This is a genomic window from Psychrobacter sp. CX97, from assembly GCF_057396285.1.
This window is the reverse complement of record NZ_JBXYJE010000003.1, coordinates 259839-278338: the sequence shown is the minus strand read 5'-3', so window position 1 is coordinate 278338 and position 18500 is coordinate 259839. Positions and strand designations below refer to the sequence as shown.

At 39.3% G+C, this 18500-nt stretch carries 13 protein-coding genes and 1 pseudogene; 4 read left to right on the top strand and 10 right to left on the bottom strand.

What is annotated here, in order from left to right:
* Positions 1-44: 44 nt before the first annotated feature.
* Positions 45-563, top strand: coding sequence for a helix-turn-helix domain-containing protein (locus AC2SLL_RS04190; RefSeq protein ID WP_486530417.1), 519 nt, complete (start codon positions 45-47; stop codon positions 561-563).
* On the top strand, positions 467-1390 hold the full coding sequence (locus tag AC2SLL_RS04185; RefSeq protein ID WP_486530431.1) for an IS3 family transposase: 924 nt from the start codon (positions 467-469) through the stop codon (positions 1388-1390). Before AC2SLL_RS04190 ends, AC2SLL_RS04185 begins: the two co-directional genes overlap by 97 nt.
* Before the next feature lie 102 nt (positions 1391-1492).
* On the opposite strand, the gene AC2SLL_RS04180 is transcribed toward AC2SLL_RS04185, so the two are convergent.
* The 7 genes and pseudogenes from AC2SLL_RS04180 to pilG all read right to left on the bottom strand — a co-directional run bounded on the left by AC2SLL_RS04180 (position 1493) and on the right by pilG (position 12919).
* Positions 1493-2056, bottom strand: coding sequence for a cytochrome b (locus AC2SLL_RS04180; protein WP_486530416.1), 564 nt, complete (start codon positions 2054-2056; stop codon positions 1493-1495).
* A gap of 69 nt (positions 2057-2125) precedes the next feature.
* Complete coding sequence (locus AC2SLL_RS04175; RefSeq protein WP_486530415.1) at positions 2126-2638, bottom strand: hypothetical protein; 513 nt, start codon at positions 2636-2638, stop codon at positions 2126-2128.
* Positions 2639-2828: 190 nt separating this feature from the next.
* Positions 2829-3776 carry a chemotaxis protein CheB gene (locus tag AC2SLL_RS04170; protein ID WP_486530414.1) on the bottom strand — a complete coding sequence of 316 codons (948 nt, stop codon included), beginning with the start codon at positions 3774-3776 and terminating at the stop codon, positions 2829-2831.
* Between the two features lies 1 nt (position 3777).
* Positions 3778-10185: an Hpt domain-containing protein gene (locus AC2SLL_RS04165; protein WP_486530413.1), complete on the bottom strand. Its 6408-nt coding sequence runs from the start codon at positions 10183-10185 to the stop codon at positions 3778-3780.
* Positions 10186-10319: 134 nt separating this feature from the next.
* A pseudogene (locus AC2SLL_RS04160) lies at positions 10320-11357 on the bottom strand (methyl-accepting chemotaxis protein); the annotation flags it as partial.
* 478 nt (positions 11358-11835) lie between these two features.
* A complete protein-coding gene (locus AC2SLL_RS04155; RefSeq protein ID WP_486530412.1) occupies positions 11836-12369 on the bottom strand; it encodes a chemotaxis protein CheW in 534 nt (177 codons plus the stop codon).
* A gap of 172 nt (positions 12370-12541) precedes the next feature.
* Entirely contained in the window at positions 12542-12919 is a 378-nt protein-coding gene (pilG, locus tag AC2SLL_RS04150) for a twitching motility response regulator PilG (protein WP_486530411.1), read from the bottom strand.
* Between the two features lie 876 nt (positions 12920-13795).
* Between pilG and AC2SLL_RS04145 the strand changes: the two genes are divergently transcribed.
* Together AC2SLL_RS04145 and AC2SLL_RS04140 are read left to right on the top strand one after the other, a co-directional pair.
* Positions 13796-14518 carry a response regulator transcription factor gene (locus AC2SLL_RS04145; RefSeq protein ID WP_486530410.1) on the top strand — a complete coding sequence of 241 codons (723 nt, stop codon included), beginning with the start codon at positions 13796-13798 and terminating at the stop codon, positions 14516-14518.
* A 78-nt stretch (positions 14519-14596) separates the two neighbouring features.
* Positions 14597-16399 (top strand): HAMP domain-containing sensor histidine kinase, encoded by a 1803-nt coding sequence (locus tag AC2SLL_RS04140; RefSeq protein WP_486530430.1) that lies wholly within the window; start codon positions 14597-14599, stop codon positions 16397-16399.
* 163 nt (positions 16400-16562) lie between these two features.
* Here the strand turns inward: AC2SLL_RS04140 and ccmE are convergent, their stop codons facing one another.
* The 3 genes from ccmE to ccmC form a co-directional block, all read right to left on the bottom strand.
* Positions 16563-17090 carry a cytochrome c maturation protein CcmE gene (ccmE, locus tag AC2SLL_RS04135; RefSeq protein WP_486530409.1) on the bottom strand — a complete coding sequence of 176 codons (528 nt, stop codon included), beginning with the start codon at positions 17088-17090 and terminating at the stop codon, positions 16563-16565.
* Between the two features lie 41 nt (positions 17091-17131).
* Entirely contained in the window at positions 17132-17332 is a 201-nt protein-coding gene (gene ccmD / locus AC2SLL_RS04130; RefSeq protein WP_486530408.1) for a heme exporter protein CcmD, read from the bottom strand.
* A gap of 308 nt (positions 17333-17640) precedes the next feature.
* Positions 17641-18426: a heme ABC transporter permease CcmC gene (gene ccmC / locus AC2SLL_RS04125; protein ID WP_486530407.1), complete on the bottom strand. Its 786-nt coding sequence runs from the start codon at positions 18424-18426 to the stop codon at positions 17641-17643.
* Positions 18427-18500: the final 74 nt, after the last annotated feature.

Sequence of the window (18500 nt, the reverse complement as noted above, 5' to 3'; positions counted from 1 at the left end):
TGAACTGACCCCCAAAAGTTGGACACAACTTATGGGGTATTTTTATGCGTTACAATCTAGATTTTAAGATCAAAGTCATAGGATACTATAAGCAAGGACATACCGGTCATGCCACAGCAAAGAAGTTTAAAGTGAATCCAAGATTTGTAAGTAAATGGGTCAAGCAATATCAAAGCGGTGGTATAAAGGCTATTAAGCCAAAGACAAGCAAAGCCAAATACAGTAGTGAGTTTAAACTTAACGTACTAACAACGATGCTTACCCAAGGCCTAAGTCAATTGGAAGTTGCTCTAAGGTATAACATCAGCTCACCAGCTTTAATCAGCCAGTGGCACAAAGCTTATCGACTACAGGGTATGTCTGGACTCATATCTAAACGTAAAGGTAGAGCGGCCATGAGCAAACCATTTATCACAGACAAACCAGATGATGAAAAGATATTAGCAGAGCTGAAACGTGAGAATGAATATCTTCGTGCGGAGAATGCCTACCTAAAAAAGCTCGATGCCTTGCTCAGGGAGAGGGAACAAGCCGAGACAAAGCAAGGCTCATCGAAGGACTAAGGGATAAATATTGCATATCAGCTTTACTTAAGATAGCTGATATGCCTAAAAGTGTCTTTTATTACCATAGGTGTCAGTTTGATGCTGAAGACAAATACGCTGATTTAAAGCAGCGTATCATCGAGCTATATTACCAACATAAAGGTCGGTATGGCTATCGTAGAATCACAGCCGCATTAAAGCAGTTAGGCATGCATCATAACCATAAGCTTATTGCCAAGCTTATGAAGCAGTTAAATCTTAATGCGAAGATCAGAAGAAAGAAGTATCGATCCTATAAAGGTCAACAGGGAAAAATAGCAAAGAACTATTTAAAGCGTCGCTTCCATGCTGGTAAACCCAATAAACGCTGGTTAACAGACATTACTGAGTTTAAGGTGGGTGACAATAAATTATATCTATCTCCGATTCTTGATTGCTATAATAATGAAATAGTCAGTTATACCTTATCTAAAAGACCAACCTATGATGTGGTAAGTAAAATGCTAGATTTTGCGCTAGATAAGACGAAAACAAGTCGTCATAAAAAGTTAATGCTTCACTCTGATCAAGGCTGGCATTATCAAATGAAGCCTTTTAGAAAGACGCTTAAAAAGCATAAGATAAGACAAAGCATGAGTAGAAAAGGCAACTGCATAGATAATGCGTTAATGGAGAGCTTCTTTGGCACACTGAAGTGTGAGACCATCTATATTGAAAAGCCTAAAACTATTGATGAACTAGAAAAGCAAATTCATGAGTACATTCATTATTACAATCATGAGCGTATTCAGCTTAAACTTAAAGGACTGAGTCCTGTGAAGTACAGAATTCAGTCCTTGAGATAGACTTAAACCGTCCAACTTTTGGGGGTCAGTTCATATTTAGGGCTTTTTTATTAATTATTCTAGTGTTGCATCAGCGCGTTTAATCAAAACCTGTCTATTTAATTACTTCATTCTAGCTATCATGTTATCTTTTTGAATAAACTGATGAAATAGTGCACCTACTATGTGAATCGCTGTAAATATCAATAGAGCTGGCCAAAAGACATCCGTATGCAAATTATTGAAAAAGCGCGCTTGAGACCGGTCCGTTTCTACCATAGGAGGTATTTCGAATAAACCAAACATATCGATGCCGTGCCCACCATACCATGACATCAAGATACCAGCGATGGGCATCGCAAACAACAAGATATAAAGTACAAAGTGCGTTAAATGTGCTATCGCTTTCTGCCAAATAGGCATTGGCACTGGAGAAGGTGTTTTGGAGAACATTCGATTAATGACTCTGGCAATCATCCAAAATAATAAGCTGACACCAAACGCTTTGTGTAATAACAAATAAGTTGAACCTTCCGTATTACTATCTAGCACGTGCATTACCCAAGTTAACACAAGTAAGATCACACTTCCCCAATGAAAGAGCCTAGCCAAACTAGACCACTTATCTACTGAGTGGGGTTTGGAAAAACCACTATGACCATTATGCTTAGAGGAAAAATTTGACATAATATACCTATAGATATGATAACTAGCTTACGTTGTCGATTATATTAGGGTCTAGCCCAATTACAGCTACTAAGTGCTAAGATAGTCCCTTAGAATATCTAAATCAGGTACACTATAAACCCTACCATCAATCTCAATCATTTGGAAAGTAAATGAGTTGTTATTTGAGATGCCAGAGTTATAAGTATCTTCTGGCTTCGCCACAGCTAAAGACGATGAAATAGGATTCATATTGAAACCCTCATAGTAATCAATATCTTTAGCATCTGAAATCTTGACCTGCTGTTGGTTAAGTTCACCATGAATGAGTAGGGCAATTCTATGGTTAACAGTCTCTCCTTCAAGTATTACCACCTTATTGGGTCGCTGATCGGCTGAGAGAAGTGAATAAGCGGCAATGTTCTGATCTTGCCATACAACGATATCCTGAACTTCAGTGAATTTATCAACATGAATAATGAGTACTGAAGGCAAAACCCAGTCTGGTCGATTCTTAACAGGAATAAAAGTGACATCAAGCTGACCTTTATCAACAGTTAACATGCTGAGGGTTTCAAATCTATGCTTATCGATTTGCTTCATTATTGGCTCAATACCTCTAATTCCAAAAAATGCGCTGTCAAAACAAGCTCTTTAGACTGGCATTCTTAATTACTTGGTTAAAATAAATCTACCGCCAACCCACTATTTTACATAAAAAGCGAGTATACACCCTATAAATTTAGTAGTTATAACAAGGTTAAAATATTTTTTGGAAAGCTAAACTATTATGTTAATGTGAATTGACTACGTACTCAGTGACGCGCCTGGCTAATTGTTCTGGTGTTCCAATAAATTTTGCATAGCCAGAGTCTATAATGGCTTGCTGTTGACTATCACAGACACTACTGGCAGGATCTTGAACCCATACCTGGCTATTATTAGCCTGAATATGCGGTAAATATTGTGTACAATCATCATTCATTCCAGAAAATATAATACCTATCATATCTTCCCCAAAGACATCACTAATATTTTTGAATATCTGGCCAATATCTGGCTTCAATTTTCCCTCCCATTTGTCTTGAGTGAAAATTACCCGCCCCGTTGAGTCGCAAACTACTTTCTGGAGAATAGGAGCAATCAAACACTGCCCTGCTTGCATAGTTTGAGAAGTACTCACCACTTGACAACGCCAATCGTTATGCCTATTTAAGATACGCGGCAACGTATGAATCATATTATGGTTAAAATGATGAGCCAAAATAATCGTTATCGGGAGATCAGGGGATAAATGATCCAAGAAGTCTCTAACAGCAGCTGTCCCTCCCAATGACGCACCTAGGTAAACGACATAACGCCAAGGATTAGGCTTTTCATAATATACCCTATGACTACGCAGTTCAGGAATACCTAACATAGTTGCTAGCTTACGTCTAAGCTTTCGTTGCCATTTACCATAAAGTTGTGCTTCATTTAAATACGGTGCTTTATCAAAGCCAACCAATATGGTTTTATCCAATGCGCCATTATCGGCAAGCTGTTGGTGTAAATGTTCATCATATTGGCTATCTACTAGCCATACATCGGCTTTAGCATTAAGATGTTTTTCACTAACCTCACTCGGTAAAATGCAGTCTATAAGCGTGAAGCCAAGACTTGAAACCGTATCACAAAAAGCAAGCCTTTGCTGTTGTACCTCTGAGATTACCATGACCTGTATATCAGATAATTCTTTCATATTACTGATCACTACACTCTCCTACAACATCGATAATGCCATTAATAACATTAATTAGCTTTGTATCTTCAAAAGGTTTGCCCATATAGCCATTTACGCCAATCTCTATTGCTTTTTGTTTATGTTTATCACCTGTGCGTGAGGTAATCATAATAATAGGAAGATTCTTAAACTGACTGTCTTGACGTATATGAGTCGCTACTTCAAAGCCATCCATTCTTGGCATCTCAATATCAAGTAACATAAGGTCTGGCTTTATGCTTTTACTTTGTAGCATCTCTATTGCATCTAAACCATCACGAGCAACATGAGTATCAAAACCCTGACGCTCAAGCAGGCGTGAGGTAACTTTACGTACGGTAACTGAATCATCAACAATGAGTATTTGTGGCCTACCTTTAGTGTTTTCTTTTACATTGTGCGCTGTACTTGCTTGACGTATCGGTGCGTTACGCATCAGTGCTAAGGCATCTAAGATGAGCATGACTGAACCATCACCCATGATAGTTGCAGCTGATAAAGCACTAATATGCGTCAGCTGGCGACCCAATGGCTTAACAACTACTTCTATACGAGAACCAATAACCTCATCTACTTGAATCGCAAGATTTTGACCAGTTTGGTTGTTAATAATGATAATAGGTAAGCTAATATTGGTATTTACTGTGGCCGCATTCAACGAAACACCTGAAAGCATTTCATCCAAGTATCTTAAGCGATAATATCTCCCAGATATTTTAAAAGTATGATGCTCTGATTGATAAAACTCTATTAAAGCTTCGGCATTAACACGCTCAACACGCTCAATCTGCATTAATGGAATGGCATAATACTGATCGGCAACTCGTACCCTTAAAGCATCGGAAATAGCGACGGTTAGGGGAACACGCATAGAGAAAACGGACCCCCTATTGCGTTTTGAGTTAACAGATACTGTTCCGCCAAGCTGACGTATTTCACTCCTAACCACATCCATTCCAACGCCACGTCCTGATATTTGGGTAAGTTTATTCGTAGTTGTTAAGCCAGCATTAAAGACATATTGCATCACATCAAGTTCGGTTAATGTGTCATCTTTCTCATCAATAAGTCCTTGACTAATAGCTTTGGATCGTACGGCTTCGATATCTATACCGCTGCCATCATCACTAAGTTTTATGACCACCTCACTACCATCACGTGTGACTTCCAAAATAATACGACCTTTTCTTAATTTACCAAGAGTTTCTCTTATCTGTGGTGGCTCTATTCCGTGATCTACTGCATTTCTTAACATATGTTCAAGAGGCGATGTAATGCGCTCTAGAATGATTCTATCCATCTCATCATCTGCATTAATAACTTCCAACTCTACTTCTTTTCCAAGCTCCTTAGCAGTTTGACGGACAATACGTTGCAATCGAGGTATTAAGCGAGAAAACGGCACCATTCTTGAGCTCATCAGCGCATCTTGCAAATCTGTGTGTGTACGTGACAACTGTAATAATAGATCTTCAGCGTTACGCGTTTTATCACGCATCGTGTTTTTTAAATCTAACAAGTCAGAAGCTGATTCAGATAGCGACTTGGATAATTGGTTAAATGATGAATACTGATCCATTTCTAGAGGATCAAACGCTTCATTATCAAGCAGGTCTTTATCATTAATTTGTGACAATATCTGTGCTTCAAGCTCAATATCCATTCTTCTAAGTTGATCTGCGAGACGGCGTACCGTTATTGCCATCTCATCAACCGTGTTATTTAAACTTGCTATATTCATATCAATTCGAGCACGGTTAATGGCAGACTCACCAGATAAATTTATCATGTGTTCCATTAAACCTGAAGATACTCGAGTCATCTCGTTGTTATATTTGGGCTTATTATTTGGCTTACCAAAATTACCTGATGAGGATGGGATTGTACTTATATCGTGCTGAGTCGAACGAGACGAACGCCATGTCTCATAGTTGTTTGTTGCCTCAATATAATGATGTAATGATGATTTTGGCACGTTTAATAGGATGTCAGGATCCTTATAGAAGCACTTTAAACCATCTATCAACTCAGATGGTGTAGGTGGATTGACACCTTTTCTGAGTAATAATATGGCTTGAGTTAACCAATCTTGACAAGCTAGCAGTAGCCGAGTTATGTATGTAGTAGCCAGATTATTTTGTGTTAATAAACTCTCTAATACGGTTTCCATGTGGTGCGTAAGATCTGCAACACCGTTTGCTGATACCATACGGGCGCCACCTTTCATGGTGTGGAATTCGCGTTGCAACTCTTTTAATGCCGCTTTGTTATTTGGGTCTTTGTAAAATGACTGCATATGCAGGGTACTGCTATCAATAATCTCCTGTGCTTCTTCTAAAAAAATCGACAAAATATCAGAGTCTGGCTCATTGCCATGCCAAGACTCTAATTTAAGACGATTAAAATCAAGTTGAACGGTGGTTTGATCGTTTAAGCACCCTTCATTATCTAAACGGGCTAGCTTACTTAAGCTTTCAGAATGCTCTTCTGATGTTAAGTCCTTACTACTTATGTTCGCAGACTGCTCATTTAAAAGAGCACTGTTTTGAATCGGAAGCGCTACTGTTTTAGCATCTTTAGTCTGTGTAATCTTTGGAGGGCATAGAGCAAAATTCTCGTCAATCTCTTTAGATTTTGCCAAGCTTCGCAACTGGTCAACAGTGTGGTTTGCATAATAAGAGTTCCCAGTTAATAGCACCTGTTGCACTTGCGAAGTGAGTATATCTTGAACACCTTGCATTACCTCTACCCACTGACGAGAAGGCTGAATATACCCTTTTAAGAAATTTTCATAAAGGGTTTCAGCTTCGTGCGCTAAATCAGCAATACTACGAATACCCGCCATACGCGCACCGCCTTTAATCGTATGCAGATGACGTTGCAAGACTTCAAGCAACTCTACGTCTGTTGGTGTTTGTGACCACGCGCTGAATATAGCACTGATTGCGTCATCAATTTCTTGTGCCTCTTCTAAAAAAAATGCCAATAGTTCGGGTTCAGTTCCGATTTGCTCAAACTCAATATCTTCAAATTGCCTAGGGGTTGCGCTTAACTCAGTAGATGAGACCTGTTTTTCCAGATCCTGTTGACAGTCTAAATCAACACTATTCTTTAAATTGGAGCAGTCATAATCCTCCGCCCTATCTATCAAATATATATGTTCGCCTTTCTCGTCACTTTTTTTTTCAGTTAACTCATTATTGACCAATGCCTTTACTGGCTCATCGACTGTGAAATCGACCTCATATTCTGTAGAATGATAATTAGCCATAACGGTTTGATAGTCGAATTGGCTTTGCAAATTTTTACTGAATGCATTAGCGCAAGCTATCCACAATGGCATTTTTTCAGGATAGTTATCTGTACCGTGTTCAAAAGCCGATATCATAGCAGGATAACTTTCTAATACGTCTTCGACCAATAACTGCATATCAGACGTCGGTTCGATGGTGTTATCTAAAATACGATTAAGCATATTTTCTATCGCCCAAGCGACTTCTGCAGAGTAGTTAGCACCCACCATCCGCCCTGAGCCTTTTAAAGTGTGAAACCCACGCCTTACCTCTATAAGGTATCTCCTATCGTGAGCCCCCTTCCATTGATTGAATTGGGGTATAATCTCGTCCAATACTTCACCGGCCTCTTCAACAAAAATATCTTTAATATCTTGGTCGGCGTCGCTTGTATCTTTTGCAATAATGGCATTGGCCAAATGGGACCGCAACACGTCTGGCAGATTCGGCTCATTTCGCTCATTATTTGACTCATAAGCTTGATTTAATTGGACATCATGAGCAGTAGCCTTAGATTGTTGTACGCGGTCTCTACCCTCATTTTCAATAGATTTGTCCCTCATAACAATCAAAGAGTCATTACTTTGAGTTGTCATAAACTCAGCATTATTAGGGTTGAGTTCGCCTACACCCTCATTGATAGGGCGACCTTTTAATAGATTTTTCGCTTTGAATATAACCAAAGCCGTATCTATTGAGGCAGGTTGCTGATTTGCAAAGTCGTTGACTAGAATTTGGACATGTGTACGACTTTCCCCAATAAAACCTATCATCTCTTCGGTAACCGATATTGTCTTATCTAATATACGGTTGAGCATACTTTCAACAACACATGCAATGTCGCCGGCGCTATGAGCGCCTACCATACGTCCTGAACCTTCAAGAGTATGAAATCCACTTCGGATTTGGCTCAGGGCTTCTGTATCTTCTGGATCAGCTTGCCATTCTGGTAAATACTTATCTAGCGCTTCAAAAACCTCGTTAGCTTCCTCTACAAAAACATCACGGATAACCTCATCCATATCAAACGTGTCTTCTTTAAGGGAGTCTTTTAGGGCATTTAGCGATTCAGGTTCTTGAGGTGTAGTAGACACAACATGAGTAGTTGCATCATTTAAGGTAGTCTCTCCATTATCATCATAATGAATAACATTTTTGTTTTCTTGTAATCGCTGAACCTTTAAAGTCGCCCAATCGCTTTTTTCAATATCTGGGTCATCAATAAGCTGAATAACAAGAGATTTTGCTACAATCATGCGATCACTAATTAGCTTTAATAGTTGGCTATCAAAGGTGTGCAGAGCCAGAAAGTCCATAAACAATTCAAGCAGAGCCAATGAGTCAGTTATGTTTTCGGCAAGAACCCATGTAATACGATTAAGGTCATAAGTGAGTATGTTCTCAAATAAACGCTTTAAACGAACAACTATTGCTATCAGGTCATCACTGAGCATCACGCTAAATAACAGACGTAACTTAGCGAGTGATTCTGTGTTGTTTAATAATTGAGCGTCATGATGGTATAAATAGTCGCGATAGGCATTTTTTATATTTTCAAGTGCAATACGTGCTTCATAAAGTGACGGCGTACTGACTACATCAGTAATAGACGCTTTATTTTGATTGGCTGGTAAAGAGGCGGGCTCTGTTAAATCAGTGTTAAGACGGGTACCTTTAATGACACTACTGTTAGTTATAGCCCTGTTAGTTATAGATATGTTATCTAGATAGTTTATGTTTTTATCTTTATTTGTATCTTTCTTTTTATATAAACGGGGCGAGTAACTGGCAATTTGCTGACCAACCTTCAAATCAATCATCTTATACATGTTTTCGATTGTGCTATACAGACTGCGTAGCGCCTCTGTTGCAATTGAACTAGAGGCATCGTTAGCAGGATGACAACATTGATCTATAATCTCCTCTACCTGCTGCGATAGCTGTCTCCATCCTCGACTCATTAGTTGTGATTGCACATCTTTCAACACTATCTCAACTTCTTGCCGCGACTCCAGCTGCTCTATAGCGAGATTGATCAGTAGCATCACTCGTGGTAATAATGCATGGTCATGCTCAGTCCCATTATTAATGCTGGCTAACACATGCTCAGCCTGTTTGGTCACTGAACTTAAGCTTGAAAGATGGATATAAATATCAATTAGGCATGTTTCAGCATCTTTATGACTTACTGAATGACTTACCAAATTAGGACTTGCCGAATAGTCATCTATTACAATACTGGTCTTCCCATTTACACCACATTGAGCACAAATCAAACTATCCAAGTTTGCCAATACTTGTGTGTAAGCAGATACTGGAACATTATTTACCGGTAAGCTCGCTAACCATTGCTTAGCAACATACCACAACTTGACACGCTCTGTAGCATGACGGGCATACGCATCATTCATTAAGTAATGAACTACTTTTTGCAAATAAGTAAGGCATACCTCAAATCTGTCGTCATTTTGACTGCTCCTATTTAACAACCTATTCAGCGAATAACGCCATGCGGTTAGCAGCATGCTACACTTTTTAGAAGATAGCTTGACGTTTTCAATATCTTCTGGCAATTCAATATATTTATATAGATAGCATGAATTAACTGTTTGGTATGGCACGTTATCCATAAACGTTGAGGATAATGGCTGCTGGTTTGGTACAGCCGCCTCATTCTCTATTACCAATCGATGATCTTGGCTCACAAGCCATACATGATTAGCAACTAATAAGTCTTGCAATTTTTTTTGATGCTCTACAATTAATGTTTTATGATAAGACCCCGTTTGCACAAAAAAGGTTAGCTCATTCAGTATCAGATTGCTGGCGTACAATGATTTATAAATATATTGCGACGATAGTTGCTCATTTCCGATAGCCTTCAATGTCGATTCAATCATCAGCGCTAAATTAGCAAACGTAGCCAGCCGAGCTACTTTAAAGGTGTCATAAAGTCTGTGATATTCATCAGCTACTAAAGCTAGCTCATGGACGTCCAAGGAAAGCTTCAGCTTATTATGGAGTGTCATTAGCTGCTCTTTTAATACTGGGAACAACCACTCTGTTGTAACCAATAAATTAAGCTGATTAGTCATTATATTTTCCTAGTCATATACTACTTAATAGGTAATCAAGCTGCACCGCTTGTTATCTAAGGCATTTCCAAACATGAACATGCAAATTATGCTATTGCTATGTAAATCCGAATACCAAGTTATAAAAAAAGATATTATTCTCTCAATAGTACCTCATCAGTATGATCCAATTTAAAGCCTGATACAGACTCTTGCAAAGAAGATGCCATTTCGTTAAGCTGACCCACCGAACGAGCAGTCGCTAGTGTTCCTGAAGACGTTTGTGAGGTAATATCTTGAATGACATTCATCGTCTTAGAGATATGACCGGCAGATGAGGCCTGTAGCTGTGCAGCATTGGAGATGTTTTGAATTAACTCTGCTAAAACATTTGAAACAGTTTGCACCTCTTGTAACGCTTCGCCTGCATCTTTAGCTAAGCGAGCCCCTCTAACCACTTCTGTTGTCGTTGACTCCATAGAGATAACAGCGGCATTCGTATCAGCCTGAATGGTTTTAACCAGTGACTCAATCTGTTTGGTAGCATTAGCTGAGCGTTCCGCTAACCGCTGTACCTCATCAGCAACTACAGCAAAACCACGTCCAGCCTCTCCAGCCATTGATGCCTGAATGGCCGCATTTAGCGCTAAGATATTGGTTTGATCTGCAATGTCAGTAATCAAGCCAACGATGTCCCCAACTTCCTGTGATGACTCTCCTAACCGCTTAATTCGCTTAGATGTTTCTTGAATCTGCTCACGAATATTGTCCATACCTTCAATGGAACGCTGAACTACCTCTGCACCATTATGAGCAATGGCAACAGAACGCTGAGCAACAATGGCTGATTCCGTCGCATTAGAGGAAACTTGTTCAATCGATACCGCCATCTCATTAATAGCAGCAGACACGCCGGCTATTTCTTGGGCCTGATGCTCAGATGCTTCAGCAAGCTCAACGGCAGTAAGTTGAGTTTGTTCAGATGACTGGGCAACTCGTATGGCCGTTTTATTGATAGCCAAAACGAGTTGACGCAGTTGATCAATGGCAAAGTTTACGGATTCTGCAATCGCTCCAGTGAAGTCCTCAGATACCGTTGCACTAATCGTTAAATCACCTTCTGCTAAGTCTTCTAGTTCACTTAGAAGCCTGACAATGGCTGCTTCATTTTGCTCATTCTCTTCTTGGATTTTACGCGCCCGCTCAGATTCAATTTCCATATTTTGGCGTTGTCGTAGTGTCTCTTTCTCAATCAATAACCGCTGAGTTTCGCCTCTTACTCTATATAGCTGGTATAAGGCAAAAAGAGCACCAATAAAACTTAATAAAAACAATACCGCGGGGATAACAACTTCTGAATGGGAAAATAGATTAACGTTGGCAACTACGCTATTTAACGAAAAAATGAGAGCTATTAAGATAGTAAATGCCACTATGGACAGTGCACCTAAGGTATAAAACCATTTTTTATGCTCGCCATCAACTTCAAAAAGTGTTCTTCTTTCCTGAGCATGGTCAGTATTTATTGCAGGTGTTTTAGCTGCATTATTCATGGGAGGGTATCCTCAAAAGAAATAACTTAATGCCTTTATATAGGCTATCAAGCTGAATATAGGCTATCAAGCTGATGTATTTGTTCTCAGCCTTATTTTTCAATCTAATAATGGCTAACTAAATCGCTGCCTCAAGGTATCGAGCATCTTTGGTTAATAAACTGGGCAAAAAAACGGCCCACTCTTCACCCTCTTTTAAAAACTTACCATGGTTATACGGTAAAAAAGGCGAGTCCGATGGTAAAGATTCAGCCACATAATCACTACGATCAAACTGTTTAATGCCTAACACTTTATCGATCAGAATGCCTGAAAAAATCTCAGGCTGATCTATAACTAAAACTTTGCGATGTCTTAGTCTAATAGCTGAAGGCTCAAGGTTCAAAAATTGAGTTAAATCGGATAAAGGCAATAAACGACCGCGAACATTTGCAATCCCAACTAACCAAGATTGAGATAGTGGGATTTGGGTTATTGCTATTGGCATCGCAAGCACTTCAGCTACCTCACCAATTGGGGCAACGAAACACTGCCCAGCAACCTCAAAGCCCACACCTAGCCACTGTGCATGGTTTAAATTGTGATGACCACTCTTACGCGACTCAGCGAGATCTGCAAGACGTAATAATTCAATAAACCCTCTTGAAGCCAAGGCGTTACTCCACAATAAAAATACAACTGTTATGACAACTTCGTATTTAATGACTTATATAATTTGACCAAAACATACCGTTCGACCAAAACCAAAACATAGTTAACTGGCTTTAGGGATGCTGTTGCTTAAACAGTACTGCATTTCTCATTCACTAAACTGTGTGTTTCATTTATTGATACTGCTGTATGGCTTCAAATAACTCATCCTTACTGAAGGGCTTGGTTAGATATTCGTCAGAACCGACAATTCGTCCACGCGCTTTGTCGAATAACCCATCTTTAGAAGACAGCATAATTACTGGCTTATCAGAATACTTTGGATTATTTTTAATAAGTGCGCAGGTTTGATAGCCATCTAAACGTGGCATCATAATATCTACAAAAATAATATCTGGATTGTGATCAGCTATTTTTGCTAAAGCATCAAAGCCATCAACCGCAGTAACTACCTTGCACCCTACTTTTTGTAGTAATGTCTCTGCCGTACGTCGAATTGTTTTAGAGTCATCAATGATCATGACTTTGAGACCGTCAAAATTAATGTCCATTCGGGTTTTCCTATCCTTTAAATTCTTTGATGCTTAAATGTTAATATTTATGGAATGTTTTTAACATATCTTATACTATTTATCTAGAAAAAATAAGGCGCAATGCCTTGAACAAAGGACTTATAAGGTACCAACGGTATTTAGACTGCTACACAGCGTTTAAAGGCCTAGTCATAAAGTTATGTTAATTTCAAGAATCAACTTTTCAAACTGACCAGACCTATTGTCATTTAGGTTTCAACTTGCCTCTTCAAGACCCTTATGATTTGCTTAGTTAATTAGAAGTTAAATTAGTTACTTGTATTTGTTATTTGAATACTTAATTGACTTTAGCCCAACTATTTAATGTTCTCATTACATGTCTTTATTAGATTTAGTCTCACTCAATATATATCACATTTAATACTGTAAAATTTCACTGACACGTTTATACTAAAGGTTATAATTAATGTCACAATGAACACTGTCAAAAGCAACTTCATAAAATAGAGATGTCTTATACCAATCCAACATCCTAAACCTAGTAATATCAATAGGAAGGGATATTTTTACTACCCTACCTACCTTCTATCTGTGCTATAAAATATAGGTTAAAAAATCTAATTAATAGGGTTTAGCGTAACATTAGCCAAAAATAGTAACAAACTGTGTCTTGTTAGTATAGCTACTAATTAGGCATTATAAACCATACAGTCAGTCAAATTCGGCTGTCATATAGTTATTCTAAATAAATCGATAAAGGATTAATGCTGTTTTTACTACTTTGCTCACAATTTATCATTTGATAATAGTCGGCATTCGTTAGAACTAACGATAAATACAGTGATAGAACTAATCAGCATTTTATACCTCGAAAATGAAAACTTAAGGTTTCTTATGAGCAAGCAAATATTATTAATTGAAGATGATCCTGACTTAGCTGAACTTATCAGCGACTATTTATCGATGAACTACTATGAGGTTCATCATGCCCTAACAGGTACTGAAGGGCTTGAAATTTTAGATACTAGAGAGCGTGGCATCGACCTCATTATTCTAGATTTGATGTTGCCTGATATGGATGGTATGCAGGTATGTCAGCACATTCGTGGCAACAAAAACAACAACACCAATAAAGTTCCCATTATTATGTTGACAGCTAAAGGGGATACAACTGACCGTGTATTAGGGCTTGAGATGGGGGCTGACGATTACCTAGCTAAACCTTTTGAGCCACGTGAGTTGCTGGCACGTATCCGTGCAGTGCTACGCCGTCATGAACAGCCAAACCAAGCCGATGGTGAATCCGACAGTCTGACTTTTGGACGTTTAAGCGTGTTTCCAGATAGTCATGAAGTCACTATTGATGATAAGCCTGTTCGGTTAACGACTCACCAATTCCAGCTTCTGCACTACTTTGCGACTCATTCAGGCAAAGTGCTAAACCGTGAGCAACTATGGCAAGCAATGCCAAACGACGACAGCTCAGACAACATCGACCGCGCCATTGACGTGCACATTTCGAGATTACGTGCGCTAATAGAAGACAACCCTCGCCAACCCAAACGTATTATTACAGTACGCGGTGTAGGCTATCAGTTTGCTACTGATCAAGTGTAATACCTATCAATATGAAGGTTAATATCGCTTATAATAATGCTTCAGTGAGCATTAATGTGGCAGCATACTAATATGAATATGCAGCGGTTTCGTCTTAAAACAGTATTTAGTAAACTATTTGCCAGTGTCATGTTGACACTGGTTTTGTTTGCTGTGTCTATGATTGCCTTAACTCACTTAGTCCATGATAACTCAGCGAATACACGTTGGCAGGTACTAGCCACACAAATCGTTAGACAAATAGACCCTTTTGTTGATGAATTAGATAATGCCATCAGTATGAACGAGCGCTTACAAGCTCGTTTTATGCTCGCCGTCATCAAAAAAAGCCTAGATATTTTTGATGAATCTCTACAAGCTAAAATGGGTTTATACGATCGTCACGGCAAACTACTTGTTCAAACTGATGATAGTGACTTACCCACAATGTTGCCCAAAGATCCCGCTTGGGTACTTCGCATGTTGCCTACTTTTTCTCCAACTGAGCAAGTAAGTGTGCAGTCTATGGGCGACCGCGGTTATATTCTGCTCTATGAACCCCGAGATCCGCCAAAGCGTTCAGAGATATCAGCTATGCTGAACCTATTTACTGGAACTTTGGCATTATTAGTTATTATGACTGGCGTGCTTTGGTGGATAGCTCGCTCCATGACATGGCGAATCAATAAGATGAGCGGTCAAATGGCCCAGTTAGGTGAAGGTAATTTTAGCGTTCGAGTACCTGCTAATGGTACTGATGAAATTGCAAGCTTAGCTAAAGGGTTTAACCAAGCGGCGCAGAAAATAGAGCAGTTAATTAATGCCAATAATCTCTTATTAGCACATGCATCTCATGAATTACGCACCCCCATTACGCGTATTCGCTTGCAGATTGAAATGATGGAGATGTTAGTAAAGCAATTACCAACAGATTCTCAAGAAAAATTTCACAAACGTGCACAAGCGGTCAATCGTGATTTAACTGGCTTGAACGACTTAGTAGAGAGTATCTTGCTTGTCAGTCGTCTTGATGCCGGTCATGTTGTACAGCAAAGCGAGCGTTTTGACTTATATGAGCTAGTCAATCAGGAATGTCAGCATTACCCAGAAGCTAAGCTTTATGGTCAGTCTATTGTTTTAGAAGGTCAACCAAAGCTACTCATTCACCTCATTCGAAACTTATTGAATAATGCCATGATCCACGGCACCCCGCCCATAGAAGTGCATTTATACGGGGCAGCCAGCGAATCAGAGGCACTAACACCGCCTAAGCATTTGATTGAGGCAATGGATGCCCTTGCTCTAACAGCAAATAGCTTACCAATTGAACCTACCTCCGTAAACCCTGACGTAAGCGATAGCGATATTCAAAGGGCTAATGATGCTCATACTTCAAAAAGAAATAGTCAAAGCGATAGCCAGAGCGTAATCAACACACATGCTAAAGAGAGTGGCTCGCCTCTAACATCCGAAGACACCTCTTATGTTGAGAATAATGGAAAAGTTATTGCAGATTCTGACCCTAAGATCGATAAGGATAAAAAGTCGGCAGTGACCCCTCAAATAGGAGAAGGAGATTACACAAAAGAAAGCAAGAAAAATGACAGCTCATTTACCAAGCGCTTGCGTCGCCCTAAACCTGCAAAGCTTGAGCAAGCGGTCGCACCAAACTTTGCTGTGATTGCCGTCATTGATCACGGTAAAGGTATCCCTCTAAACAAACGTGCCGAGATCTTCAGCCCATTTGTTCGGCTGCAACAGCATAACAAAGGCTCTGGATTAGGATTGTCGCTTGTATCACAAATTGTAGAGGCGCACCATGGAAATATTCTTACTGACACCTACAATGGTCAAACCCGTTTTCTTGTGATACTACCTACTAAAAACAAGTTAAAAGCTTAGCGCGATCTCTAATACATTGATCAACAGGCCATACCTAATGGTATCTTGCTATGGCCTATCATTACCTCCTATCAAAACCTGATAGGTTATTTAACAAAGCTATTCAAAACTTATTTTACATAGGCTCAACACACTATTTAGCCGATAAAATAATAAATATCGCTTACTGTTCTAAAGTTTGCATTGAGTGATTTCCCATTTCTGACTTTTTCTTTACCGGTATAGCTGGGATAAATTGTTCAGAATCTGGAGAAACTCCCTTGTCGACATGCTTATTCTTTAAAGAAGCAGCCACTTCAGGCGGCATATAGTTTTCATCGTGCTTCGCTAATACCTCACTGGCAACAAAAACATCCCCCTGCATTTTTCCAGTGGCAACCACCCCTGAATTTTCAGCGAATAAATCTGGCAAGATGCCTTGATAAGTAACAGGGACAGTGGCACTAAAGTCAGTAATCTCAAACTGTATTTTTAAATCATTGTTTGGATCACGTTTAACACTATCTTGAACAACCATACCACCTGCACGAATTCGTTTGTTTTGTGGTGCTTCGCCAGACGCAATTGCAGTTGGATCAAAATAGTAGTCGGTTTGTTGACCAATCGCATAAACAACTAACATGACGGCAATGATAGCGCCTGCCAATGTGCCAGCGACCCAAATAAGTTTTTTACGGCGAACAGCATTCATAGGATTGCCTATAATATATAAAAATTGGTTTAATTAGTGAGTCAACTGCGGGTCGACTTTTGACGTTGTTGCTGCCGTGCTTGCTGAATATTCAACGTTTGTATTAAACGACGACGCTGCATTACGCTATGTATAATAAAACCAATAACAACAACAAAAGTAAGCCCCCACGTGCTCCACACGTAAATACCATGCTCTCCCATGGCGATAAATTCTTGAACACTATAAAAATAGGGCTGCACTGCTCTCTCCTATAATTAGACGTTAAGCGGGTTAAATACGTCAGATTTACAACCTCTCGTATGCCATAGCTTTTACGTCTTTCAAAGACACTATAACTTTAAAAATAATCTAACGATGACCTTAATCAAACTCGCTCATTTTGTTTTTTGATGTCCTCTGTTATCTCTGTTCATATTGGCTGTATTCGTTGTTTAATAGGCATTTAGAAAGCCTTCAGCAGATTTTAGGTGTGTTTTATCATTGCATACGATTCAAACTACTCACCGATGGTAATGACATATCTCATGGATCAAAGGGATGGCGTTTTCTAACGAAATTGACGCACATATTCTTTTACCCATGCTTTATTCTGATCACGATTTAAAATCAAAGTATTGGTTCGATAGATAGCTAAGGCCGCAACCAATATATAGGTACCGAGTATCATCAGTAATAGGGGCGCTAGCATATCGAGAGACATCTTTGGCGCTTCAGTAATTGTAATGGTGGTACCTTGATGTAAGGTATTCCACCAATTAACAGAATATTTAATAATAGGCAAATTAACCGCACCTACCACTGATAAAATTGCTGCCGCTTTACCTCGGTTAGGCGTATGCTCAAAAGCAGCAAATAAAGCCATGACACCCGCATATAAAAAAGCCAGAATTAACATCGATGTTAATCTCGCGTCCCACACCCAAAAGGTTCCCCATGTGGGTTTAGCCCAGATAGAACCCGTAATTAAGCTTAAGACGCACAACAAAAAACCGATAGGTGCAAGCGCTTGAGCAACTAAATTAGCTGTTTTGATTTTCCATACCAAAAATATCACACCTAATACTGCCATCGCAAAATAGATAGATAATGCAGCACCCGCTGCTGGTACATGAATGAAGATAATACGGTAACTGTTACCTTGCAAATAGTCTGGCGGAGCAAAACCTAGCCCCCAAATACTACCCATAGTAATAAGTATTGCCGATAATCCAGCTAACCATTTAACCCAAGGCGAAAAAATGCGAAAAAACTCGCGTGTGCCTACGGTTATCAAAAAACCTTGCCATAAGCGAGATAAAAAGCTGGGTTTTGACGTCGGTTTGGCATTTGGCATAATAAACGACCTTGTAAGCCAGAATACAATAGTTAGGTTATAGAGACGCTTTAAGTGCCCCTTCTAAGATGCCA

Excerpts from the sequence above, each read along its gene's own strand:
- ccmC (WP_486530407.1), bottom strand. The coding sequence starts at position 18,426 with ATGCCAAATGCCAAACCGACGTCAAAACCCAGCTTTTTATCTCGCTTA.
- AC2SLL_RS04165 (WP_486530413.1), bottom strand. The coding sequence starts at position 10,185 with ATGACTAATCAGCTTAATTTATTGGTTACAACAGAGTGGTTGTTCCCA.
- ccmE (WP_486530409.1), bottom strand. The coding sequence starts at position 17,090 with ATGAATGCTGTTCGCCGTAAAAAACTTATTTGGGTCGCTGGCACATTG.
- pilG (WP_486530411.1), bottom strand. The coding sequence starts at position 12,919 with ATGGACATTAATTTTGACGGTCTCAAAGTCATGATCATTGATGACTCT.
- AC2SLL_RS04175 (WP_486530415.1), bottom strand. The coding sequence starts at position 2,638 with ATGAAGCAAATCGATAAGCATAGATTTGAAACCCTCAGCATGTTAACT.
- AC2SLL_RS04190 (WP_486530417.1), top strand. The coding sequence starts at position 45 with ATGCGTTACAATCTAGATTTTAAGATCAAAGTCATAGGATACTATAAG.
- AC2SLL_RS04140 (WP_486530430.1), top strand. The coding sequence starts at position 14,597 with ATGCAGCGGTTTCGTCTTAAAACAGTATTTAGTAAACTATTTGCCAGT.
- AC2SLL_RS04145 (WP_486530410.1), top strand. The coding sequence starts at position 13,796 with ATGAGCAAGCAAATATTATTAATTGAAGATGATCCTGACTTAGCTGAA.
- AC2SLL_RS04170 (WP_486530414.1), bottom strand. The coding sequence starts at position 3,776 with ATGAAAGAATTATCTGATATACAGGTCATGGTAATCTCAGAGGTACAA.
- AC2SLL_RS04180 (WP_486530416.1), bottom strand. The coding sequence starts at position 2,056 with ATGTCAAATTTTTCCTCTAAGCATAATGGTCATAGTGGTTTTTCCAAA.